This is a genomic window from Micromonospora sp. NPDC050695, from assembly GCF_040654415.1.
GTDB lineage: Bacteria > Actinomycetota > Actinomycetes > Mycobacteriales > Micromonosporaceae > Micromonospora.
Window position 1 is genome coordinate 78927 of record NZ_JBFAHZ010000005.1, and the last position, 22055, is coordinate 100981.

19 protein-coding genes are annotated in these 22055 nt (G+C 72.5%); 9 read left to right on the forward strand and 10 right to left on the reverse strand.

Going from position 1 to position 22055, the window contains the following annotated elements:
- From AB0H52_RS05375 to deoC, 6 genes are all read right to left on the reverse strand, one after another.
- Positions 1–1254 (reverse strand): cytochrome ubiquinol oxidase subunit I, encoded by a 1254-nt coding sequence (locus tag AB0H52_RS05375; protein WP_151492653.1) that lies wholly within the window; start codon positions 1252–1254, stop codon positions 1–3.
- A gap of 249 nt (positions 1255–1503) precedes the next feature.
- The gene (locus tag AB0H52_RS05380) at positions 1504–2409 is read right to left on the reverse strand and encodes a M56 family metallopeptidase (RefSeq protein WP_151492652.1); all 906 of its coding nucleotides are present in this window, start codon (positions 2407–2409) and stop codon (positions 1504–1506) included.
- Between the two features lie 10 nt (positions 2410–2419).
- Positions 2420–2893: a BlaI/MecI/CopY family transcriptional regulator gene (locus AB0H52_RS05385; RefSeq protein WP_151492651.1), complete on the reverse strand. Its 474-nt coding sequence runs from the start codon at positions 2891–2893 to the stop codon at positions 2420–2422.
- A 263-nt stretch (positions 2894–3156) separates the two neighbouring features.
- Positions 3157–3981 carry an aldehyde dehydrogenase family protein gene (locus tag AB0H52_RS05390; protein WP_151491543.1) on the reverse strand — a complete coding sequence of 275 codons (825 nt, stop codon included), beginning with the start codon at positions 3979–3981 and terminating at the stop codon, positions 3157–3159.
- Positions 3974–5404 (reverse strand): aldehyde dehydrogenase family protein, encoded by a 1431-nt coding sequence (locus tag AB0H52_RS05395; protein WP_151491542.1) that lies wholly within the window; start codon positions 5402–5404, stop codon positions 3974–3976. The genes AB0H52_RS05390 and AB0H52_RS05395 overlap by 8 nt, the downstream gene beginning before the upstream one ends.
- Positions 5405–5410: 6 nt before the next feature.
- Positions 5411–6400 carry a deoxyribose-phosphate aldolase gene (gene deoC, locus AB0H52_RS05400; protein ID WP_151491541.1) on the reverse strand — a complete coding sequence of 330 codons (990 nt, stop codon included), beginning with the start codon at positions 6398–6400 and terminating at the stop codon, positions 5411–5413.
- A 123-nt stretch (positions 6401–6523) separates the two neighbouring features.
- On the opposite strand from deoC, the gene upp reads away from it, so the two are divergent.
- A complete protein-coding gene (upp, locus tag AB0H52_RS05405; protein ID WP_357945410.1) occupies positions 6524–7156 on the forward strand; it encodes a uracil phosphoribosyltransferase in 633 nt (210 codons plus the stop codon).
- Between the two features lie 74 nt (positions 7157–7230).
- On the forward strand, positions 7231–7908 hold the full coding sequence (locus tag AB0H52_RS05410; RefSeq protein ID WP_357945413.1) for a GPP34 family phosphoprotein: 678 nt from the start codon (positions 7231–7233) through the stop codon (positions 7906–7908).
- A 184-nt stretch (positions 7909–8092) separates the two neighbouring features.
- On the opposite strand, the gene AB0H52_RS05415 is transcribed toward AB0H52_RS05410, so the two are convergent.
- Together AB0H52_RS05415 and AB0H52_RS05420 are read right to left on the reverse strand one after the other, a co-directional pair.
- Positions 8093–9760 carry a phospho-sugar mutase gene (locus tag AB0H52_RS05415; RefSeq protein ID WP_357945416.1) on the reverse strand — a complete coding sequence of 556 codons (1668 nt, stop codon included), beginning with the start codon at positions 9758–9760 and terminating at the stop codon, positions 8093–8095.
- A 48-nt stretch (positions 9761–9808) separates the two neighbouring features.
- Entirely contained in the window at positions 9809–11860 is a 2052-nt protein-coding gene (locus AB0H52_RS05420) for a serine/threonine-protein kinase (protein ID WP_151491537.1), read from the reverse strand.
- A 206-nt stretch (positions 11861–12066) separates the two neighbouring features.
- Here AB0H52_RS05420 and AB0H52_RS05425 point away from each other — a divergent pair, with 206 nt between their 5' ends.
- The gene (locus tag AB0H52_RS05425) at positions 12067–13650 is read left to right on the forward strand and encodes a methylmalonyl-CoA mutase family protein (protein WP_151491536.1); all 1584 of its coding nucleotides are present in this window, start codon (positions 12067–12069) and stop codon (positions 13648–13650) included.
- A gap of 529 nt (positions 13651–14179) precedes the next feature.
- A complete protein-coding gene (locus AB0H52_RS05430; protein ID WP_151491535.1) occupies positions 14180–15439 on the forward strand; it encodes an amidohydrolase in 1260 nt (419 codons plus the stop codon).
- Here the strand turns inward: AB0H52_RS05430 and AB0H52_RS05435 are convergent.
- Positions 15396–16358, reverse strand: coding sequence for a DUF4349 domain-containing protein (locus AB0H52_RS05435; RefSeq protein WP_151491534.1), 963 nt, complete (start codon positions 16356–16358; stop codon positions 15396–15398). The genes AB0H52_RS05430 and AB0H52_RS05435 overlap by 44 nt on opposite strands.
- Positions 16359–16451: 93 nt before the next feature.
- On the opposite strand from AB0H52_RS05435, the gene AB0H52_RS05440 reads away from it, so the two are divergent.
- The 4 genes from AB0H52_RS05440 to AB0H52_RS05455 all read left to right on the forward strand — a co-directional run bounded on the left by AB0H52_RS05440 (position 16452) and on the right by AB0H52_RS05455 (position 19905).
- A complete protein-coding gene (locus tag AB0H52_RS05440) occupies positions 16452–17081 on the forward strand; it encodes an MBL fold metallo-hydrolase (RefSeq protein ID WP_151491533.1) in 630 nt (209 codons plus the stop codon).
- A 3-nt stretch (positions 17082–17084) separates the two neighbouring features.
- Positions 17085–18047 carry a hypothetical protein gene (locus AB0H52_RS05445; RefSeq protein ID WP_151491532.1) on the forward strand — a complete coding sequence of 321 codons (963 nt, stop codon included), beginning with the start codon at positions 17085–17087 and terminating at the stop codon, positions 18045–18047.
- Between the two features lie 98 nt (positions 18048–18145).
- Positions 18146–18880, forward strand: a complete 735-nt coding sequence (locus AB0H52_RS05450; protein ID WP_278124321.1) for a hypothetical protein — start codon at positions 18146–18148, stop codon at positions 18878–18880.
- Positions 18881–18942: 62 nt separating this feature from the next.
- On the forward strand, positions 18943–19905 hold the full coding sequence (locus AB0H52_RS05455) for a GNAT family N-acetyltransferase (protein WP_151491531.1): 963 nt from the start codon (positions 18943–18945) through the stop codon (positions 19903–19905).
- A gap of 69 nt (positions 19906–19974) precedes the next feature.
- On the opposite strand, the gene AB0H52_RS05460 is transcribed toward AB0H52_RS05455, so the two are convergent.
- Entirely contained in the window at positions 19975–20430 is a 456-nt protein-coding gene (locus AB0H52_RS05460) for a gamma-glutamylcyclotransferase (RefSeq protein WP_151491530.1), read from the reverse strand.
- A 106-nt stretch (positions 20431–20536) separates the two neighbouring features.
- Between AB0H52_RS05460 and AB0H52_RS05465 the strand changes: the two genes are divergently transcribed.
- Positions 20537–21940 carry an NAD(P)H-quinone dehydrogenase gene (locus AB0H52_RS05465; RefSeq protein ID WP_151491529.1) on the forward strand — a complete coding sequence of 468 codons (1404 nt, stop codon included), beginning with the start codon at positions 20537–20539 and terminating at the stop codon, positions 21938–21940.
- Positions 21941–22055 lie beyond the last annotated feature (115 nt).

The following is a 22055-nucleotide window of genomic DNA, read 5'->3' on the forward strand; positions in this document are numbered from 1 at the left end:
TCAGGCGAGGGCGGGTTCGGGGTGGGCCGGCTCGCCGGGTGCTGCCGGTGGGCGGCCGAGGGCCGGATCGGCCGCACCGCGTGCCGCGTGGCGGGCGAGCAGCACCCAATTGGTGACGGCGAGGGTGCCGAGCAGCAGGCTGAAGCCGATCAGCGAGGTGAGCATCACCGGTGCGCCGACCGGGGAGACGGCCTGTTCGGTGGGGAGCAGCCCGTACGCCACCCAGGGCTGACGGCCCACCTCACGGGCGATCCAGCCGAGGATCACCGCGATGAACGGCAGGGGCGAAGCGAGCAGGATCAGCCAGAGCGGAAAACGCAGCCGGATGATCCAGTCGCGGAAGAGCAGCGGGAGCAGCAGCCAGACGCAACCGAGGGTGAAGCCGATCAGGATCATGAAGCCCAGCCCGACGCTGGCCAGCACCGGCGGCGCGTAGTCGCCGGGGCCGAACCGCGTGGTCCACTCGGCGATCTGTGCCTGCGCCTCCGGGTTGTTACCGCCGAATTTGGTCGGCTGCACCGAGCCGACCGGGCCGAACTGGGCGAAGCCGAAGCCCTGCACCATCGTGATCGCCAGCGCCGCGGTGACCAGGCCGACCCGCAGCGAGGTGCGGAACAGCACGAAGTCGGGCGTACGCCGGATCAGGTGCCCGGCGCTGACGGCCGCCATGAGCATCCCGCCGACCAGGAGCGCGGCCGACACCACGTGCCCGAACGCCATGCCGAGGCTGGGGTTGGTGAGCAGCGCGCCGAAGTCGGTGAGGTGGGCGATCCCGTCGCGCACCTCGTACCCGACCGGATGTTGCAGCCAGGAGTTGGCCACCATGATCCAGAACGCCGAGGCGTACGCGGTGATGGCCACACCCCAGAGCAGCGCGAGGTGGACGCCCTTGCGGAGTCGGTGCCATCCGAAGATCCACATGCCAAGGAACGTGGACTCCAGGAAGAACGCCACGAGCGTCTCGATGGCCAGCGGCGCGCCGAAGACGTTGCCGACGTAGCGCGACAGACCACTCCAGTTCAGCCCGAACTGGAACTCCATCACGATGCCGGTGGCGACGCCGAGCACGTAGTTGATGACGTAGAGCTGGCCCCAGTACCGGGTGAGCCGCTCCCACTTCGGGTTGCCCGTGAGCACCCAGGCGGTCTGCATCCCGACCAGCAGGGTGACCAGCCCGAGCGTGACCACCACGAACAGGAAGTGGATCGAGGTGGTGGTGGCGAACTGCAGGCGGGCGAGGAGCAGGGTGTCCATGGCCGGCCCTCCGTAGGTTGGCATCCTTGTCGTAGCCACCCTACACGTAGCTTGGCTACACGTCATTTCTACTACGCCCTGTAGTAGATAATGCTATGACGAGACGTAGTAGCTGTTCTTGTCGGGGTCAGGTGCCGTGACGCAACGCCGGAGGAGGAGGCCCGCAAAGGGAAACTCGACCACCTGACCACCCGGTCGGCGACATCCACGCCGTCACCCCGATGGTGTGGGGCGGGCTGGCGCGTCGGCTCAGGAGAGGAAGAGGCTGATCGGCAGGGCGACAAGCGTGGTGGCGACCGCGAGGGCGGTGGCGCCGAGCATCCGGGGCGGCCGGTCGCTGACCAGGAGACGCTGTACCCGTACGTCCAGATCCCGGTCGCCCATGCCCAGCGCGCCGGCCGGGGTGATCCGGTGACCGGCGGCGGCGAACCGGCGTAGCGCGCCGGCGAGCGGCGCCTCGGCGTGCAACTCGCACGCCTTGTCGTCGGCGCGCATCTCGACCAGCAGGGCGACCCGCTCGTGCGCGTCGCGGACCCAGCCGAACCACGGCAACGCCCGGCAGAGCGCGGTGAACGGCAGCAGCACCAGATCGTGCCGCTCGTGGGCGTGTGCCCGTTCGTGGCTGAGGACGGCGGCCAGCTCGGCCCGGTCCAGCAGGCTCAACGTGCCCGCGCTGACCACCACCTGGGGCTTCACCCCGGGCAGGCAGTACGCGGCGGCGCTCGGATGGTCCAGTACGAGCGCGCCGGGTGCGGCCGGGTCGTCCCGGGCGACCAGGGTGAGCAGGTCACGGTGGCGGCGCTGGGCGCGGACGGTGCCGTGGATGCTGCGCACGGTCGTGGTGACCAGCACCGCCCCGATGCCGAAGCCCACCCCGACGCCGGCGAGGTGCACCGCGGTCACCCCGATCGGCAGGGTGCCGTGGCCGAGGTCGCTGGCCAGGGCGAGCAGGGCGCTTCCGGTCGGCAGGTCGTACGCGCTCAGCCCGAGAGCCATCGGCAGGCCCATCGCGGAGAGGCCCAGCGCGAGACCGACCGCCTGCCAGCAGATGATCGCCACCCGGGGGCTGCGCCACGTCCAGGTGGAGCGGGCCAGCACCTGAGCGGTCAGGTAGCAGGCCACCATGGTGGCGGCGAAGTGCACGGCGTAGGCCATGGCGTACGCCCTACCGCTCCGCTGCCTCGCCGGCCGGCCGTCGGCCCGCCGGCCCGTCCACCCGGTCGGTCAGGGTGTCGGCCCCGGCCGGGTCACCGCCGGTGGAGCCCGGCCCGGTCAGGCCGGCCTCGCTGCCCAGGGCGGCGCGCAGCACCTCGGCCTCGGTGCCGGTGACCGAGCGGGCGAAGCGCACCAGCGCGGCGTCCCGGCTGCCGCCCAGGTCGAGGGCGTCGAGCATGAGCTGGGCGATGTGTGCCTCGCGGCTGGCTGCCGGCCGGTACCGCCAGGCCCGGCCCTCCCGCTCCCGCTGCACCATGCCCTTGCCGGCGAGTCGGTCGAGAACGGTCATCACCGTCGTGTACGCCAACTCGCGCCCGTCGAGCGCGTCGGCCACCTCGCGCACGGTCACACCGTCCGACGTGCCGGGGACCACGTCCCACAGCACGTCCATCACCGCACGCTCAAGATCGCCCAACCGAGTCACAGGCTAATCCTACCTCCGGTAGTAGACCCCCACCCACCCCACCAGGTCGATCATGAGGTTGACCGGCTCCGAAGAGATCGATCCCCCGCCAACCCCATGATCACCCCAGCCGAGAGCACCCCAAGCTGGGCAGAACCCGTGAGCTGACCACCCGACGAACCCGGACCAGGTCAGGTTTGCCGGGGGAGCCCGCCCACGCAGGGATCAAGCCTGACCGCCCGGAGTGGGCGGGCTCCCCCGGCAAACCAAAGGCCGGGAACGACTCACACCCCCTTGGGGTGCCACACCGTCTTGGTCTCCAGCAGGGCGGTCATCCGGGCCACGCCCGGGTCGGCGGACCAGTCGACGTCGGCCAGGTCCGGCCGGAGCACCCGCTTGAGGTTCTCCGCCGCCTTGACCTCCAGGTCGGCGGCGAGCGAGGCGTCGGTCACGCCGGTCAGGTCGATCGCGTTGACGTCCATGTGCGCGGCCAGCGTCGGCGCGGTCTCGGTGATCGCGCCGGTGAGGATGTTGACCACGCCGCCCGGCAGGTCGGACGTGGCGAGCACCTCGGCCAGCGTCACCGCCGCCAGTGGCTCGGACGCCGACGCCGCCACCACCACCGTGTTGCCGGTGACGATCGCCGGGGCGATCACGCTGACCAGGCCGAGCAGCGCCGGACGCTCCGGGGCGACCACCGCGACCACACCGGTCGGCTCGGGCGCGGAGATGTTGAAGTACGGGCCGGCCACCGGGTTGGCGCCGCCGTACACCTGGGCGAGCTTGTCGGCCCAACCGGCGTACCAGACCCAGCGGTCCACGGCGGCGTCCACCTCGTCGCCGGGCACGCCCAGGGCGACGAACTGCTCGCGGCGACCCTCCAGCATCTCGGCGGCCCGGTAGAGGATCTGACCCCGGTTGTACGCGGTCGCGCCGGCCCAGCCCTTCACGGCGGCGCGGGCGGCGACCACCGCGTCCCGGGCGTCCTTGCGGGAGGCCAGTGACACATTCGAGGACTGCACGAGATACGACCGTCCCGACTCGCTGCGCGGGAACTTCCCGCCGATGAAGAGCTTGTACGTCTTTCGTACCGCGACCCGCTCAGACATTGAGGTAGCCCTCCAGCCCGTGCCGGCCGCCCTCGCGACCGTAACCCGACTCCTTGTATCCACCGAACGGCGAGGTGGGGTCGAACTTGTTGAACGTGTTGGCCCACACCACGCCGGCGCGCAGCCGGTCGGCCATCCACAGGATCCGGGATCCCTTGTCGGTCCAGATCCCCGCCGACAGGCCGAACGGCGTGTTGTTCGCCTTCTCCACGGCCTCGGCCGGGGTGCGGAAGGTCAGCACCGACAGCACCGGGCCGAAGATCTCCTCGCGGGCGATGCGGTGTGCCTGGGTGACGCCGGTGAAGATGGTCGGCGCGAACCAGAAGCCCCGGTCGGGCAGCTCGCACGGCGGCGACCAGCGCTCGGCGCCCTCGGCCGACCCGGCGTCGGACAGCTCGCGGATCCGCTCCAGCTGGGCGGCCGAGTTGATGGCGCCGACGTCGGTGTTCTTGTCCAGCGGGTCGCCGACGCGCAGCTGGGCCATCCGCCGCTTCAGCGACTCCAGGACGCGGTCGGCCACGTTCTCCTGCACGAGCAGGCGGGAGCCGGCGCAGCAGACGTGCCCCTGGTTGAAGAAGATGCCGTTGACGATGCCCTCGACGGCCTGGTCGATCGGCGCGTCGTCGAAGACGATGTTGGCGGCCTTGCCGCCCAGCTCCAGGGTGAGCTTCTTGCGGGTGCCGGCGACGGATCGGGCGATGGCCCGGCCGACCTCGGTGGAGCCGGTGAAGGCGACCTTGTCCACGCCCGGGTGCTCGACCAGCGCCCGGCCGGTGTCGCCGGCGCCAGTGACGATGTTGACCACACCGGTGGGCAGCTCCGCCTGCTGGCAGATCTCGGCGAACAGCAGCGCGGTCAGCGAGGTCGTCTCGGCCGGCTTCAGCACCACCGTGTTGCCCGCGGCGAGCGCCGGGGCGATCTTCCAGGCCAGCATGAGCAGCGGGAAGTTCCACGGGATGACCTGCGCGGCCACACCGATCGGCCGCGGATTCGGCCCGAAACCGGCGTGCTCCAGCTTGTCGGCCCAGCCCGCGTAGTAGAAGAAGTGCGCGGCGACCAGCGGCAGGTCGACGTCCCGGGACTCCCTGATCGGCTTGCCGTTGTCCAGGGATTCCAGGACGGCCAGCTCGCGGGAACGCTCCTGGATGAGACGCGCGATCCGGAACAGGTACTTCGCCCGGTCGCGACCCGGCATCGGACCCCAGACCTTGTCGTACGCCGTACGGGCGGCGCGGACCGCACGCTCCACGTCCTGGGCGCCGGCCTCGGCGATCTCGGCGAGGACCTCCTCGGAGGCGGGGTTGATCGACTTGAAGCTGCCGCCGTCGGTCGGGTCGACGAACGCGCCGTCGATGAACAGCCCGTACGAGGGCTTGAGGTCCACCACCGAGCGGGACTCGGGGGCGGGGGCGTATTCGAACATCGGCTATCAGTCCAGGGTGAAGTAGTCGGGACCGGAGTAGGTGCCGGTCGTCAGCTTGGTGCGCTGCATCAGCAGGTCGTTGAGCAGGCTGGACGCGCCGAAGCGGAACCAGTCCGGGTCGAGCCAGTCCGCGCCGACGGTCTCGTTGACCATCACCAGGTACTTGATCGCGTCCTTGGTGGTCTTGATGCCGCCGGCCGGCTTCACACCGACCTGCCGGCCGGTGGCCTCGCGGAAGTCGCGGACCGCCTCCAGCATCACCAGGGTCACCGGCAGCGTGGCCGCCACCGGGACCTTGCCGGTGGAGGTCTTGATGAAGTCTCCGCCGGCCAGCATGGCCAGCCAGGAGGCCCGGCGCACGTTGTCGTAGGTGGCCAGCTCGCCGGTCTCCAGAATGACCTTGAGGTGGGCTGCCGGGCGCCCTTGGCGACCGCCATCAGCAGGGCCGCAGGCTTCCTTAACCGCGACGATCTCGTCGTAGACCTCCTTGTACCGCCCGGCCAGGAACGCGCCCCGGTTGATCACCATGTCGATCTCGTCGGCGCCGGCCGCGACGGCGGCCCGGGTGTCGGCGAGCTTGATCTCCAGGGAGGCCTGTCCCGACGGGAAGGCCGTCGCCACGCTGGCCAGGTGGACGCCGCTTCCGCGCAGCACCTCGGCGACGTACGGGACCATCGCCGGGTAGACGCAGACGGCGCCGACGTGCGGGCAGGACGGGTCGGCCGGGTCCGGGCGAAGTGCCTTCGCGGCCAGCGCGCGCACCTTGCCCGGGGTGTCCGCACCCTCCAGGGTGGTCAGGTCGACCATGCGGATCGCGAGGTCGATCGCCTGCGCCTTGGCGGTGGTCTTGATGGAGCGGGTGCCGAGCTGTGCCGCCCGCTGCTCCGCGCCGACCTGGTCCACGCCGGGCAGGCCGTGCAGGAAGGTCCGCAGAGCGGTCTCGGATCGTCCCAGCTCGGAGAGCTCCGACCGGGCCGACGTCGTTGTCGCCGTCATGCCGAGAAGTCTACGCACGAGACGGCCGAGTGATCTTGGTCACGGTGGGGTCGGCGTGAGCGGCGTCGCTGCTCCCCGCGCAGCCGCACCGAAGCGCCGAACGGACCGGTAGGTTGAGCGATCGTGGACGTACACGTCATTGACCACCCGCTGGCCCAGGCCCGGCTGACCGCCATGCGGGACACGCGCACCGATTCCTCGACGTTTCGGGCGTCGCTGCACGAACTGACCACCATGCTGGTGTACGAGGCGGCGCGCTCCTTCCCCGTCGAGCGGTACCCGGTGCAGACGCCGGTCACCGGCACCGAGGGCACCCGGCTGGCCAACCCGCCGCTGCTCGTCCCGGTGCTGCGGGCCGGGCTGGGCATGGCGGACGCCGCGCTCGGCCTGCTGCCGGAATCCTCGATGGGCTTCGTCGGCCTGGCCCGCGACGAGGAGACCTACGAGCCGCGCGCGTACATGGAGTCGCTGCCCCGGGACCTGGCCGGCCTGCCGGTGCTGGTGCTCGACCCGATGTTGGCGACCGGCGGCTCGCTGGAGCACTGCTGCCGGCTGCTGGCCGACCGGGGCTGCACCGACATCACCGTGCTCTGCGTGCTCGCCGCGCCGGTCGGCATCGAGCGGCTGGAACGCTCCGGCCTGCCGTTGCGCCTGGTCACCGCCGCCATCGACGAGGGCCTCAACGACCGGATGTTCATCGTCCCCGGCCTCGGCGACGCCGGTGACCGCCAGTTCGGCGGCATGCCCCGGTTCTGATCGTGCACCCGGTCGGTGCCGGGTAACGGCGGGTTCGCGCGCGATGGTGCGCGGACCCACTACCGTCTCCGGCCATGACTGGTGTTGCGCTCGCCGAGGAGTTGCTGCTCCTCGCCTACGACGATTCGACCGGCAAGGCGACGATGCCGCGGATCAGCCTGGACCTGGGTATGGCCGCGGCGGTGCTGGTCGAGCTGGCCCTGGCCGGCCGGATCGCGTACGCCGACGGGTCCCTGACCGTGGTCGACCCGACGCCCACCGGCGAGCCGGTCACCGACGAGGTGCTGGGTCGGATCGCCGCTGACACCCCGCACACGCCGGCCTCCTGGGTGCAGCGCCTGCGGCACGGCCTGCGCGACAAGATCCTCGGCGACCTGTGCACCCAGGGCGTGGTCCGGGACGTCGACGAGACCGAGCTGGGCTTCATCCACGTGCACCGCTACCCGGTCGTGGACACGTCCGTCGAGGCGGAGACCCGCCAGCGGCTGGCCGACGCGCTGACCGGCGCGGCGGCCCCGGACGAGCGGACCGCCGCGCTGGCCACCCTGGTCGTGGTGCTGCGGATGGAGTCGGCGCTCGGGGTGGACGGTGAGACCGCCGCCGACGCGCGCCGCAGGCTGGAGCAGATCGCCACCGGCGCCGGCTTCTCCGGCGAGGTGAGCAGCGACGACTTGGTGGTCCGCCCGTCGGTCGGCCTGGTCGTCGCGGCCCTGGGCCGCGCCGTCGACCAGGCCCTCGGCCCCCGCCGCTGACCCCGCGCGCGGAGGTCTCCCGAGGTGCGACCAGGCGTCGGTCTGCCTCTCCTACTTGCGTGTCCTTTGCTCTGCTTCAACGGACGCAACAGTCCGGGCCCGTTTTCGTAGCGTGGGTTGACGCAGAGCAAAGGACGCCGAGGGGGCGGGCGGCCGGGTGGTCGATCCCGGCGCGGCCCGTCGGTCAGAGCCCCAGAGTCGTGGCGATCTCGCCGCGCAGGGCGGCCACCGCCTCCGCCGCCCGGCTGCGGGCCGTCGGGACGTCACCGTCCACGACCGGTTCCACCACCTCGAGGTACGCCTTGAGCTTCGGCTCCGTCCCGGAGGGGCGGATCACCACCCGCGCCGCCGCGGTCCGCAGGATCACCACGTCCGCCTCGGGAAGCAGGTCCCGGATGCTGTCGACGGGCTGCCCCAGCAGGGTCGTCGGGGTGGTCGCCCGGATCCGCGCCATCGCGTCGGCGATCAGCCGCAGGTCGTCCACCCGGACGGAGAGCTGGTCGGTGTGGTGCACGCCGAACTCCGCGGCAAGCTCGTCCAGCCGGTCGGTCAGCGTACGACCCTGCGCCTTGAGGCCGGCGGCGAGCTCGGCCACGGTCAGCGCGGCCGTGATGCCGTCCTTGTCACGTACGTGCTCGGGGGCGACGCAGTAACCGAGCGCCTCCTCGTAGCCGAAGACCAGCGGCGCGCTCCCGCCGCCGGCCCGGACGATCCACTTGAAGCCGGTCAGCGTCTCGTCGTACGGCAGACCCCGGGCCGCGCACAGGGCCCGCAGCAGGGACGACGAGACGATGGTCGTGGCGTAGAGCCCGGTCACCCCGCGGCGCATCAGATGGTCGGCGAGCAGCACACCGACCTCGTCGCCGCGCAGCATCCGCCAGCCGTCGCGGCCCTCGCGGACCACCACGGCGCAGCGGTCCGCGTCCGGGTCGTTGGCGATGGCGAGATCCGCGCCGGTCGAGTCGGCCAGGGCGATCAGTCGGTCCACCGCCCCCGGCTCCTCCGGGTTGGGGAACGACACGGTGGGGAACGCCGGGTCCGGCTCGGCCTGGTCGGGCACCACCCCGGGCACCGGGAACCCGGCGCGGGCGAAGGCGGCGGTGAGCACCGCGGCGCCCACCCCGTGCAGCGGGGTGTACGCCACCGTCAGGTCCCGCGACCCGCCCGGGTCGATCACCGCGGTCGCCCGTTCGACGTACGCGGCGACCAGGTCGTCGCCGAGCACCTGACCGGGGGCGCCCAGCGGCACCTCGGTCAGCGGGCCGACCGCCCGGATGGCCGCCTCGATACCCGCGTCGGCGGGCGGCGCGATCTGCGCTCCCGCGCCCAGCTCACCGCCCAGCTCCGCGCCGAGGTAGACCTTGTAGCCGTTGTCCTGTGGCGGGTTGTGGCTGGCCGTCACCATCACGCCGGCGACCGCACCGAGTTGGCGCACCGCGTACGCCAGGACGGGGGTGGGCAGCGGGCGGGGCAGCAGCAGCGCCGGGCGGCCGACCCCGGTGGCCACCTGGGCGGTCCGCTCGGCGAACTGCCGGGAGCCGTGCCGGGCGTCGTACCCGATCACCAGGGGGCCGGTGCCGCCCTGGGCGGCGAGCCAGTCGACCAGGCCGGCGGCGGCGCGGGTGACCACGGCGAGGTTCATTCCGTTGGGGCCGGCGCGCAGCGGGCCGCGCAGGCCCGCGGTGCCGAACGTCAGCGGCCCGGCGAACCGGTCGGCCAGGTCGGGGCCGCTCGACGGCAGCGCGTCGAGCACCGCCGTCAGCTCGTCCCGGCTGGCCTGGTCGGGATCGTCGGCGAGCCAGCGTTCGGCTTGCTCGCGAATGTCGTCGATGTCAGTCGTGTCCGCCGCCATGCCCCTTGATAGCACGACGGCGGATCACCACTGTCGGTTCCCTCCGGCTCAGCCGTTTCCGGTGAGCTGGAACGTCTTCACCATCTCGTCGAAGATCGGCTTGCTCTCGGCGAACACGTCCTCGGTGGCGGAGAGGTAGAACGAGTACGACTTGCCGTCCTTGACGACCGCGCGCCACACTCCGTGGCGCATCTCGCCGCCGGAGCCGCAGGTGTACTCGAATTCGACGCCCGGGCTGCCCGCCAACTGCTGCTCGGCGATGGCCACCTGCTCGTACGGCTTCTTGCAGTTGGTGCTCTTGGTACGGAGGAAGTTTTGCGCGCTCTCCGCCCAGCGGGTGGGCGTCCCGGTCCACTTCTCGGTGAGGATCCGGATCTTGCGACCGTCGTCCTCCGGGTCGATGTAGTCGGTGTACGAGCCGCCGGTGGCCTTCTTCCAGCCCTTGGGCACCATGACCTGGATGCCGCGGGCCGTGTGCTCCTGCATCTCGACGGCCGGACCTGCCGGGGCGGACGGGGTGGGCTGCGCCTGCGGGGTGCTCGGGGCGGAATCGTCGCCGCCGGAGAGTGCCACCACGCTGATCAGCAGCACCAGGACCAACCCGCCGGCCGCCGCGAGCTGCAGCTTGCGCGGCCAGCCCTTCACGGTGGTGACCAACTGGCCCCCGGTGGCGCGGACCTTGCCCAGGGCGCCGCCGCCCGCCGCGGTGGACGGGGTCGTCCAGGGCTGGCCGGTGCCCGGCACCGACCACTGGTTGCCGCCGCCGTAGGTGCCGCCGATGCGCTGGGTGGCCTCCGGCGCGCCGTAGCCGACCTGCTGGGTGGCGTCGGGCCGGCTGCCGTAGGTGACCGGCTGGGTGGCGTCCGGGTGGGCGCCGGCGTCGACGCGCTGGGTCGCGTCCGCGCTGCCGCCGTAGGTGCGCCCGGTGGCGGGTCGACCGGACGCGGGCATCGCGCCGGTGGGCGTGTGCAGCGGGCCGGCGAGGGCGTCGGCGCTCGTCTCGTCGAGCCCGGTGGAGGCGGCGACGGCCGGCTGGGGGCGCTCGCCCCGGCGCAGTGCGGCCAACCGGTCGGTGAGCGACTCGCCGGGGGCGAGCATGGCCGGGCCGCCGATCTGGCTGTCCGGCTTCGGCTCCGGCGGGGCCGGCGGGATGGGCGCGGGACGCTGCTGCACCGGGACCACCGCGTACGGGTCGGTGACCGAGTGCACGGCGGTGGCGGTGCTGCCCAGCGGGCCGGCGAGCAGCTCGCGCAGCATGGCCCGGGAGGTGTGCACGTCCAGCCGGCGGGCCGGATCCTTCTCCAGCAGGCCCATCAGCACCCGGGTCAACGGGCCGCTGCGCTGCGGCGGGGCCGGCGGGTCCTCGACGACGGCGTGCATCGTCTCGATCGGATCGCCCTTGTCGAACGGCGGTCGTCCCTCGACGGCCGTGTAGAGCGTCACACCCAGCGAGAAGAGGTCGCTCGGCGGCCCGAACTCCTGGCCCATGGCCCGCTCGGGGGAGATGAAGTGCGGTGAGCCCAGCACCATGCCGGGGGTGGTGAGCTGCACGTCGGTGGGCATCCGGGCGACGCCGAAGTCGGTCAGCACGCAGCGGCCGTCGGTGCAGATCAGCACGTTGGCCGGCTTGACGTCGCGGTGCAGCACGCCGATCGCGTGCGCGACCTCCAGCGCGCCGAGCAGCGCGATGCCGATCTTGGCGACGGCGCGGGGTGCGACCGGGCCGTCCTCGATCACCATGTCGGCGAGGCTGCGGGCGTCCAGCAGCTCCATCACGATCCACGGCCGGCCGGCCTCGGTGACCACGTCGTACACCTGCACGACCGCCGGGTGCTGGATGGCGGCGGCGGCGCGGGCCTCGCGCAGGGTGCGTTCGTACATGGCGTCGCGGTCACTGGGGGCCAGTCCCGGGGGCAGGACGACCTCCTTGACCGCCACGTCGCGGCGCAGCAGCGTGTCTGTGGCGCGCCACACCGTACCCATGCCGCCGTTGCCCACCGAGGACCGCAGCGAGTACCGGCCACCGATGGTGGTGCCGGGTGCCGCTCGGCCGTTGGCGGGACTGACCGGTCCGCCGCTCCACGTCGGGATCTGAGTCACAGAAAAGCCACCGGGGGAAATCGAGGGGGGCTGGGACACAACCCCCCTATCTTGCTGGTTCCGACGCCCGATGCGAAAGCCGACGCGTCGGACGTTTATCGAAGTCGACAGAACGTGCCCTGTCGTTTACCTCCTGTCGACCGGTCGGGACGCACTGTGCGGTATCCCTCACCCGATGACGTGGCCAGGCGTCCTACCATCCGGGGATGAGCGAACGGCGGTCAAGCGAGTCCGGTTTTCCGATCGAGGGCGTCTACACGGGTGCCGACCTTCCGGAGGACCTGGACTCCCGGCTGGGCGGCCCCGGCGAGTTCCCGTACACCCGGGGTGTCTACCCCACCATGTACACCTCCCGTCCGTGGACCATGCGCCAGTACGCCGGCTTCGGCACCGCCACCGAGTCCAACGCGCGGTACCACCAACTGTTGCGGGCCGGCACGATGGGCCTCTCGGTGGCCTTCGACCTGCCGACCCAGATGGGCTACGACTCCGACGAGCCGATCGCTCACGGCGAGGTCGGCAAGGTGGGCGTGGCCATCGACTCCCTTGAGGACATGCGGCTGCTGTTCGCCGACATTCCCCTGGACAAGGTGTCCACCTCGATGACCATCAACGCGCCCGGTTCGGTGCTGCTGCTGCTCTACCAGCTCGTCGCCGAGGAGAACGGCGTGCCCGGCTCGGCGCTCAACGGCACCATCCAGAACGACATCCTCAAGGAGTACATCGCCCGGGGGACGTACATCTTCCCGCCGAAGCCGTCGCTGCGCCTGGTGGCCGACACGTTCGCGTACTGCCGCAAGGAGGTGCCGAAGTGGAACACCATCTCCATCTCCGGCTACCACATGGCCGAGGCCGGCGCGACGCCCGCGCAGGAGATCGCGTTCACCCTGGCCAACGGCGTGGAGTACGTGCGCGCGGCGCTGGCCGCCGGGCTCGCGGTGGACGATTTCGCGCCCCGGCTGTCGTTCTTCTTCGTGGCCCGCACCACGCTGCTGGAGGAGGTGGCGAAGTTCCGTGCCGCCCGACGGATCTGGGCCCGGCTGATGCGCGACGACTTCGGCGCCAAGGATCCGAAGTCGATGATGCTGCGTTTCCACACCCAGACCGCCGGCGTGCAGCTCACCGCGCAGCAGCCCGAGGTCAACCTCGTCCGGGTGGCGGTGCAGGGGCTGGGCGCGGTGCTCGGCGGCACCCAGTCGCTGCACACCAACAGCTTCGACGAGGCCATCGCGCTGCCCACCGAGAAGGCCGCCCGGCTCGCGCTGCGTACCCAGCAGGTGCTGGCGTACGAGACGGATCTGACCGCCACCGTCGACCCGTTCGCCGGCTCGTACGTGGTGGAGGCGATGACCGCCGAGATCGAGGCCGCCGCCGTCGAGCTGATGGAGCGGGTGGCCGACCACGGCTCCGCGGTGGACGCGATCGAGGCCGGCTTCCAGAAGCGGGAGATCGAGCAGTCCGCGTACCGGATCGCCCAGGAGATCGACTCGGGTGAGCGGGTGGTGGTCGGGCTCAACCGGTTCACGGTGGACCAGGAGGAGCCGTACGAGCCGCTGCGGGTCGACCCGACGATCGAGGCGGCGCAGGCCGACCGGCTGGCGCGGCTGCGCGCCGAGCGGGACGCCGACGCGGTGGCGCGGGCGCTCGCCGACCTGCGGGCCGCGGCCGACGGTACGGAGAACGTGCTGTACCCGATGAAGGAGGCGCTGCGGGCCCGGGCCACGGTGGGTGAGGTCTGCGGGACGCTGCGCGAGGTGTGGGGGCTGTACCGGCCGACCGATCGTTTCTGAGTGCTCGTTCGCTGTTTTCGCAGCTCATGGTGGGTGTGCGGTGGTCGGCGGAGCTACCGTGGGAGGCGGAACCCGGGGCGGCGCGGCCCTTCTGCGGGCGTCCTCGGTGTGTCCGCCGAGGTTTACGGGTAACCCGAGCGGGTCGTCGGGACGCACACCCTGTGCGGCGACGGCGGGCGGACGCGTGTGAGCGTCTTTCCGGCTCGTTGCGGAGCGTGGTCGGCTAATTGTCGGAGTGTCAGTTCATCACCCCGACTAATGCGACAATTCGCAACAGGGGCCGGCGGCCGGCACCGAGATTCGAGTCCGCCGGGATCGGTTACGCGTTGTAGGAGGTGAGGGGCAGATGACGGCCTTCGACCGCGATCTACCTGCTGTCCCACAGCTCTCCGAGCGGTCTCAGCAGGGCATACGTGACGCTACGCGGTCCGATCATTACCGGAACGAGGTTGCGCAGCGTCACCGCCGGAGGTCTAGGCTGTCTGCTGTCCCCGATGATCCATCCATCTCTAGTGATCGAGAATTCGACGTGACGAGTGCGTTGACGCTGCCCACCGGCGGCCAGCTGGCGTCGTCCTGGCTGGAGACGCCCCCCGGGTCCCAGCCCCTGCCCCGCGAACTGGACCACCTGCTCGCACTCCGGGTACCCGGGCTGATCGCCACGCGCCGTCACCTCCACTCGCACCCCGAGCTGTCCGGCACGGAGTTCGAGACGGCCGCCCTGATCGCGCGGGAGCTGTCCCTGGCCGGACTGCAACCCCGGCTGCTGCCCAAGGGCAACGGCGTGATCTGCGACATCAACGGCCGCCCGGACGGCCCGGTCGTCGCGCTGCGCGCCGACATCGACGCGTTGCCGCTCGACGACCCGAAGGACGTGCCCTACCGGTCCACGGTGGCGGGCGTCTGCCACGCCTGCGGACACGACGTGCACACCTCGATCCTGCTCGGCGTCGGCATGCTGCTGGCCCAGCTGGCCGACCTCGGTGAGCTGGACGGCCGCGTCCGGCTCATCTTCCAGCCGGCCGAGGAGATCCTGCCCTGCGGTTCGCTGGAGGTCATCGAGGCCGGCGGCCTGGACGACGTGGTGCAGATCTTCGCCCTGCACTGCGACCCGAACCTGCCGGTGGGCCAGGTCGGCCTGCGGGTCGGCCCGATCACCGCGGCCGCCGACAACGTCACGGTCCGGCTCTCCGGCCCCGGCGGGCACACCGCCCGTCCGCACCTGACGGTCGACCTGGTCGACGCGCTCGGTCGGCTGATCACCGAGGTGCCCGCGCTGGTCAGCCGCCGGGTGCCGGCCAACAGCGGCCTGCTGCTGGTCTTCGGCCACGCCTCGGCCGGCACCCGCTACAACGTCATCCCATCCGAGGCCAGCGCCTCGGGCACCCTCCGGGTGATGGACCGCGACACGTGGGAGCAGGCTCCCAAGATCGTCGCTCAGGTGGTCCGGGACGTGATCGCCCCGACCGGCGCCACGGTCGACCTGGAGTACCTGCGCGGCCGGCCGCCGGTGTGCAACGACTCCCGCGCCATCCAGGTGCTGACCGCCGCCACCGCCGCCGCGCTCGGCCCGGAGGGGATCGCCGAGACACCCCAGAGCATGGGCGGCGAGGACTTCTCCTGGTATCTGGAGTACGTCCCCGGTGCCCTCGCCCGCCTCGGCGTGGGCCGCTCGGGCCCCAACGTCGACCTGCACCGCGCATCCTTCGACGTGGACGAGCGGGCCATCCCGGCCGGCGTACGCGTCATGGTGCAGACCGCGCTGCGGGCACTGGCGGCGGCGCGCTGACCGGTGCGACCAGGGCCGGCGACTTCCGCCGCCGGCGCAGCACCACCAGCAGCACCGCCAGCGGCACGCCGAGCGCCACCAGCCACGGCAGCAACGCGCCCAGCACCGTGAGCAGGACGGTCATCGAGACGACGAACGCCTTCCAGCCGCCCTCGAGCCCGACCAGGAAGCCGGTCTCGGCCTCCTCCTCGGTGGTCTTCGCCGCCGGCCCGGCCAGCGAGACGGTGATCGTGGAGAGCGCGGTCAGGTCGGCGAGCCGTCGCTTCTTGGCCTCCAGCGAGGCCAGGTCGGCCTCCCGGCGCCCCAGCTCGTTCTCCAACGACACCAGGTCGGTGATCGAGGTGGCGCGGGCCAGCAACCGGCGGGCGCTGTCCACCCGGGCACGCTGACTGGTGATCCGGGCGTCCAGGTCGACGGTCTCCTCGGTGACGTCCTGGGTGTTGATCTCCCGGCTCTGCTGCCGGCCGAGCTTGGCAATCTCCTCCACCACGCCGGAGAACTTCGCCGCCGGCACCCGCAGCTCCAACTCCGCCACCGCGTCGGCGTCGGCACTGCGCCGCTGGTCGCCGCCGATGAAGCCACCGGCCCGGGTGGCCACGGCGGCGGCCTCGCGGGCGGCGGCGTCCACATCGTCCACCTGCACCCGCATCGTTCCGGTGTAGATGATCGCCCGCTGGTCGATCCGCAGGTCCGGGGCGCCGGCCCCGGCCGCCTCGGGTGCGCCCGCGGCGGCGTCCCTGCCGGCCTCACCCCCGTTGGCCGCCGGCGCCTCGGCGGCCGAACCCGCGGTGTCCTGCGATCCGCTGTCGCCGGCTCCGCAACCCGTCAGCAGCAGCGTCACCGCCAGTGCCGTCGCCGCCAGCAGTGCGCCGCGACGTCCTCCCGCTCGTCCGTCCATCCCCGCTCCCATCGTTGTCAACCGGTGTGGCGATACCTCGGACGCGGCGCGCGCGGCGGCCGGTTCCGGCAGACTGCGCTCAAGACGTCACGATTCGATAATCGAGGAGTCACGATGCGGCTCACCAAGTACGCCCACTCCTGCCTCCGGGTGGAACACGACGGGGGAGTGCTCGTCGTCGACCCCGGGGTGTTCAGCGACCCGGCGGCACTGGACGGTGCGGACGCGGTGCTGATCACCCACGAACATCCCGACCACCTGGACGTGGCGGCGGTCCGCCTGGAACTCGACCGGCGGCCGTTCCCGATCCACGGGCCCGCCTCGCTCGCCGGCACCCTGGGCGACGCGGCCGACGTGTTGCACCCGGTCACGGCCGGTGAGTCGTTCACCGCCGCCGGCGTCGCCATCCGCGCGTACGGCGGGCGGCACGCGGTGATCCACCCGGACATCCCGGTGGTCGACAACCTCGGTTACCTGATCAACGACGTGGTCTACCACCCGGGTGACGCCCTGGTGGTGCCGGACGAGACGCCGGTCGACACGCTCTTCGCGCCGATCCACGCCCCCTGGTCGAAGTTCTCCGAGGTGGTCGACTTCATCCGGGCGGTCGCGCCCCGCCGGGCGTACGCGTTGCACGACGGGCTGCTCAACGACAACGGGCTGGGTGTGCTCGACCGGCAGTACACGGCGCTGTCCGGCACCGAGTACCAGCGTCTGGAGCCCGGTAGCCGGGTGGACGTCTGAGCGATGCCCGGCCCCTCCCCGGAGCTGGTGCAGCAGCTCTACCGCATCCCACCGGACCGGTTCGTGGCCGCCCGGGACGCCGCCGTGGCCGAGGCGCGGCGCGCCGGCGACCCGGCGACCGCCCGGCAACTGGCCCGACTGCGCCGCCCCACGGTGGCCGCCTGGCTGGTGAACCTCCTCGCCATCCACCGTCCCGAGCTGGTCGCCGACCTGGTGCAGCTCGCCGACGCGCTGCGGGCCGCCCAGCGGGAACTGCGCGGGCCCCGGCTGCGGGAGTTGTCCGCCCAGCGCCGGGCCGTGGTCGGCGCCCTCGTCGCCGAGGTCCGCAAGCTCGCCGCGGCGGAGCCGGACGCCCCACCGGCCGGCAAACTGCCGCTGGCCGAGGTGGAAGCCACCCTCAACGCGGCGCTCTCCGACGCCGAGGTCGCCGAGCAGGTCCGGGCCGGGCGCCTGCTCCGGTCGGCGACCTACGCCGGCTTCGGCGAGGTGCCCCGGCCACAGCTGCGGCTGGTCACCGGCACCGATGAGGAGCCGGAACGGCCGACCCGCCGACCCGGGGCCCAGCGGGTACCGCCCGAGGCGGCCACCGACCGGGCCGCCGAACGCGCCGAACGGGCGGCCGAGCGGGCGGCCCGCGCCGAACGGGATCGGCAGCGCCGGACGCTGGACCGGGAGCTGGCCAGGGCCCGGTCCGACCAGCAGCGGGCCGAGGACGAGTTGGCCGAGGCGAACGGGGAGGAACGCGACGGCGTCGAGGCGCTGGAGGCGATCGAGACCGAGCTGGCCGAGTTGGAGCGGCGGCGGGCGGTCGCCGAGCAGGATCTCAGCCGGGCCAGGCTCGCCCGGCGCGCGGCCGAGCGGGCGGTCACCGTGGCCCGGCGGCGCGCCGGCGAGGTGGAGGCGGCGGTGGAGGCGCTGGCGGCCGAAGAGGGGACTGCGGACTCCGGCGGTGGCGCGGCAGACTGACCATCGATGGACGACGACCAGCGGGCGGCCCGTCCCGGGCACCCGGATCGGGGCACCGCGACGGCCGCCCCGCCGGGGTGGGCGCGGGCGGCGATCGGATGACGCCGGAGCAGGTCGCCGCAGCCAGCAAACCCGTCGTGCTCGATCTGGGTGACGCGTTCAGCCGCAGTCCGACCACCCTGCGGCGAGCCCGACTGCTCGGCATCTCCGGCTGGGCCTTCTACATCAGCGGCCGGGCCGGGGCGCTCGGCGACGTACGGGCCGAGACGGCCGCCGCCGCCCTCGGTTTCGTCGCCCCGGACGCGGTCGCCGACGGGTGGGACGCCGCCGCCCGGTCCACCCGGCCGATCGAGGTGGCCGCCGCGAGCCTCGCCGAGTGCTGCGAGTGGGGCACCCGACAGTTGGGTCCGCTCCCCGGCACCGATCGCCTGTCCGAACTCGTCGAGCGGGCGGTGGCGGCGGCGGACGCCAGCGGCATGCCGCTCTTCGCCGCGTGGCGGGCCATGCCGCTGCCGGAGAACACCCCCGGTGCCCGCTGCGCCGCCGGGCTGCGCCTGCTCCGCGAGCACTTCACCGGCGCGTACCTGCTGGCCGTGCGGGCCGCCGGGATGACACCGCTGGAGGCGGTGCTGGCCGGGCCGGAGGGTGAGGCCGGCGCGGTGGCCTGCGGCTGGCCGCCCCCGTACCCGCCGGTCGGGCCGCTGGTGCGTCGGCGGCTGTGGGCGGAGGCGGTGACCAACCGGTTGGCCGCGCCGGCGTTCGTGGCACTCGGCCCAGCCGACGGCGCCGAACTGGTGGAGCTGCTGCACCGCACCCGGGCCGACCTCGCCTGAGCCGGCCGACCGGCCGGAAAATGGGCGGCGCCGGCACCCGCCGGCTGCCAGGATCAGCTGCCGTGACCCTCCCCGCAGGTTGGACCGCGCGCCGACCCACCCTCGACGACGTTCCGGCGATCCTCGCGGTGGTGCACGCCGCCGACACCTTCGCCATCGGCCATCCCGACTTCGACGCCGAGGACGTGGCGGCGTCGCTCACCGCGCCCTTCTTCGACCCGGCACGGGACTCCTGGCTGGCCGTGGACCCAGACGACGACGTGGTGGGCTGGGCGACCGTGGACAACCCGACCGGCGTCGGCCGGGAGTTCGTGGAGGTGTACGTCGACCCGGGCCGGGCCGCCGTGCTCCGGGCGCCGCTGCTGGCCCGCCAACTCGACCGGGTCGCCGAACGGGCCGCCGAGCGCGGGCTGCCCGCACTCACCGTCCGGTGCGCGGTCTTCGCCCCGGAACGCGCCTGGGAAGCCGACCTGCGCGCTGCCGGCTTCACCCTGGCCAAGCGGTACGTCCGAATGCGTCGCATGCTGGCCGACCTGCCCGCCGAGCCGGCCCCGCCACCCGGGGTGACGGTGCGACCGGTCCGCCCCGACGACGAGGCCGACCTGCGGGAGTTCCACCGGATCCACGACATCGCCTTCCGTGACACCCCGGACCACGAGCCGCTGTCGTACGAGCGGTGGCGCGCCCGGATCGGTGATCTGACCGCCTGGGACGAGTGGTTCGTCGCCGAGGTGCACGGGGTGCCGGCCGGCGCGTTGCAGTCCTCCGACCAAGCCCTGGACCAGCAGGAGGGCTTCGTGAAGAGCCTGTCGGTGCTGCCCGCGTACCGTCGGCGGGGTGTGGGTGCGGCGCTGCTGCGCCGCGCCTTCGCCCGCTACGCCGAGAAGGGTCGGATGGCGGCCGGCCTGGGGGTGGATCTCAGCAACCCGACCACGCCGCTGTCCCTCTACCGGTCGGTGGGCCTGCGGGAGACCCGATGGACCGACATGTACGAGCTTTCCGTCCCGGCCACGGTGTGTGATTGACGACGCTGACGGGGCCCGACGCCCGCGCCGACCGGCGACGGTTGCAGACTGAGGGGTGTGGGAGACGCGCTACGCGGACGCGGTGCCGGTGGGGCGGGACCGCAGCTCGTTGACGTAGTCGTCCGGCGCGCCCGCCTTCTCGGCGGCGTTGGCGATCTCCGAGAGATACCACGACGTGGGCAGGCCGCCCTCGTACCCGTCGAACACGTAGATCCACGCGGTCACGTCGCCGTCGAGGGTGGAGACCCGCACGTGCAGCTTGCGGTACGTGCCGGCGGCGACTCCCTCCAGCTCGTCGAGCTGGGCGGCGTCGAACGGGTGGATGTCGTAGATCGCCACGAACACCCGGTCGCCGGGGGACTCGACGAGGGTGCTCACCGCGCCCTCCCAACCGATCACGTCCGCCCCGGCGAAGGTCAGCCGCCACCCCTCCAGCCAGCCGGTGCCCACCATCGGCGAGTGCGGGCAGTAGGCGCGCATCCGGGCGGGATCAAGGTTTGAGCCGTAGGCGGCGTGATGACGCACGGCGATGACGATAGCCCGGCGGGCGGGTGGGGGAGAATACGACTGTGCGTGTCGGGTGCGTTCGGGAGAAGAAAGTCACTGTGAGCATCAACGAAGGGCGAACGCTGTGAGCCGGATCGTGATCATCGGCGGGGGGCCGGCCGGGTACGAGGCGGCCCTCGTCGCCGCCCAGCTGGACGCCGATGTCACCGTGGTCGAGGCCGACGGGGCGGGTGGGGCGTGCGTGCTCTCCGACTGCGTGCCGTCGAAGACCTTCATCGCCAGCTCCGAGGTGGTCACCGGCTACCGGGACACCGAGGAGTTCGGGGTGCACTCCGACGGCCTGGAGGCCGTCACCGTCGACGCGCGGGCGGTGCACGAGCGGGTCAAGCGGTTGGCGCTGGCCCAGTCCGCCGACATCCACGCCAAGCTGCTCAAGGCGGGGGTCGCCTTCGTGGCCGGCACCGCCCGGCTCGGCGAGGACACCCTCGGGCACACGCACCGGGTGATCGTCACCCCGGCCGACGGTGGCGAGGAATACTCGATCGCCGCGTCCACCGTGCTGGTGGCCACCGGCTCGACACCCCGCCAGTTGCCCACCGCCGTACCGGACGGTGAACGCATCCTGACCTGGCGCCAGGTGTACGACCTGCCGGAGCTGCCGGAGCACCTGATCGTGGTCGGCTCCGGCGTGACCGGCGCGGAGTTCGCCAGCGCGTACCTGGCCATGGGCGTCGAGGTCACCCTGGTCTCCAGCCGGGACCGGGTGATGCCGCACGAGGACGCCGACGCGGCGTCCGCCATCGAGCGGGTGTTCCGCAACCGGGGCATGGAGATCCTCAACAACTCGCGGGCCGACGCGGTGCGGCGTACCGCCGACGGGGTCGAGGTGGAGCTGTCCGACGGCCGCAAGGTCACCGGCTCGCACGCGTTGATCACGGTCGGCTCGGTCCCGAACACCGCCAACCTGGGCCTGGCCGAGTACGGCGTGGAGCTGGGCCGTGGCGGCTACGTCACGGTCGACCGGGTCTCCCGGACCAACGTGCCCGGCATCTACGCCGCCGGCGACTGCACCGGGGTTCTGCTGCTGGCCAGCGTCGCCGCCATGCAGGGCCGGATCGCGATGTGGCACGCCCTCGGTGAGGCGGTCCGCCCGCTGCGGCTGCGGACCGTCGCCGCGAACGTCTTCACCGACCCGGAGCTGGCCACCGTCGGCGTCTCACAGGACGAGGTGGACGCGGGCAAGGTGCCGGCCCGGCAGGTGATGCTGCCGCTGTCCGGCAACGCCCGGGCCAAGATGGACGACCTGTCCGACGGTTTCGTGAAGTTGTTCTGCCGGCCCGCCAGCGGGCAGGTCATCGGCGGTGTGGTGGTCGCCCCCAAGGCCAGCGAGCTGATTCTGCCGATCACCATGGCCGTGGAGAACAACCTGACGGTCAACGAGCTGGCCCAGACCATCACCATCTACCCGAGTCTCTCCGGCTCCATCACCGAAGCCGCCCGCCAGCTGATGCTCCACGAGCTGGAGTAATCCCCCCGCCCGCCCGCCCGCCCACCCCCCCGCCGCGCTCCCCCTCCGCCCGCCCCCCGCCCCCCGCCCCCCGCCCCCCGCCCCCGCCCGGTCGATCATGGAGTTGTGGTGGCCG

Excerpts from the sequence above, each read along its gene's own strand:
- AB0H52_RS05375 (WP_151492653.1), bottom strand. The coding sequence starts at position 1,254 with ATGGACACCCTGCTCCTCGCCCGCCTGCAGTTCGCCACCACCACCTCG.
- AB0H52_RS05415 (WP_357945416.1), bottom strand. The coding sequence starts at position 9,760 with ATGGCGGCGGACACGACTGACATCGACGACATTCGCGAGCAAGCCGAA.
- AB0H52_RS05425 (WP_151491536.1), top strand. The coding sequence starts at position 12,067 with ATGAGCGAACGGCGGTCAAGCGAGTCCGGTTTTCCGATCGAGGGCGTC.
- AB0H52_RS05380 (WP_151492652.1), bottom strand. The coding sequence starts at position 2,409 with ATGGCCTACGCCGTGCACTTCGCCGCCACCATGGTGGCCTGCTACCTG.
- AB0H52_RS05445 (WP_151491532.1), top strand. The coding sequence starts at position 17,085 with ATGCCCGGCCCCTCCCCGGAGCTGGTGCAGCAGCTCTACCGCATCCCA.
- AB0H52_RS05440 (WP_151491533.1), top strand. The coding sequence starts at position 16,452 with ATGCGGCTCACCAAGTACGCCCACTCCTGCCTCCGGGTGGAACACGAC.
- AB0H52_RS05410 (WP_357945413.1), top strand. The coding sequence starts at position 7,231 with ATGACTGGTGTTGCGCTCGCCGAGGAGTTGCTGCTCCTCGCCTACGAC.
- AB0H52_RS05450 (WP_278124321.1), top strand. The coding sequence starts at position 18,146 with ATGACGCCGGAGCAGGTCGCCGCAGCCAGCAAACCCGTCGTGCTCGAT.
- AB0H52_RS05395 (WP_151491542.1), bottom strand. The coding sequence starts at position 5,404 with ATGTTCGAATACGCCCCCGCCCCCGAGTCCCGCTCGGTGGTGGACCTC.
- AB0H52_RS05390 (WP_151491543.1), bottom strand. The coding sequence starts at position 3,981 with ATGTCTGAGCGGGTCGCGGTACGAAAGACGTACAAGCTCTTCATCGGC.
- deoC (WP_151491541.1), bottom strand. The coding sequence starts at position 6,400 with ATGACGGCGACAACGACGTCGGCCCGGTCGGAGCTCTCCGAGCTGGGA.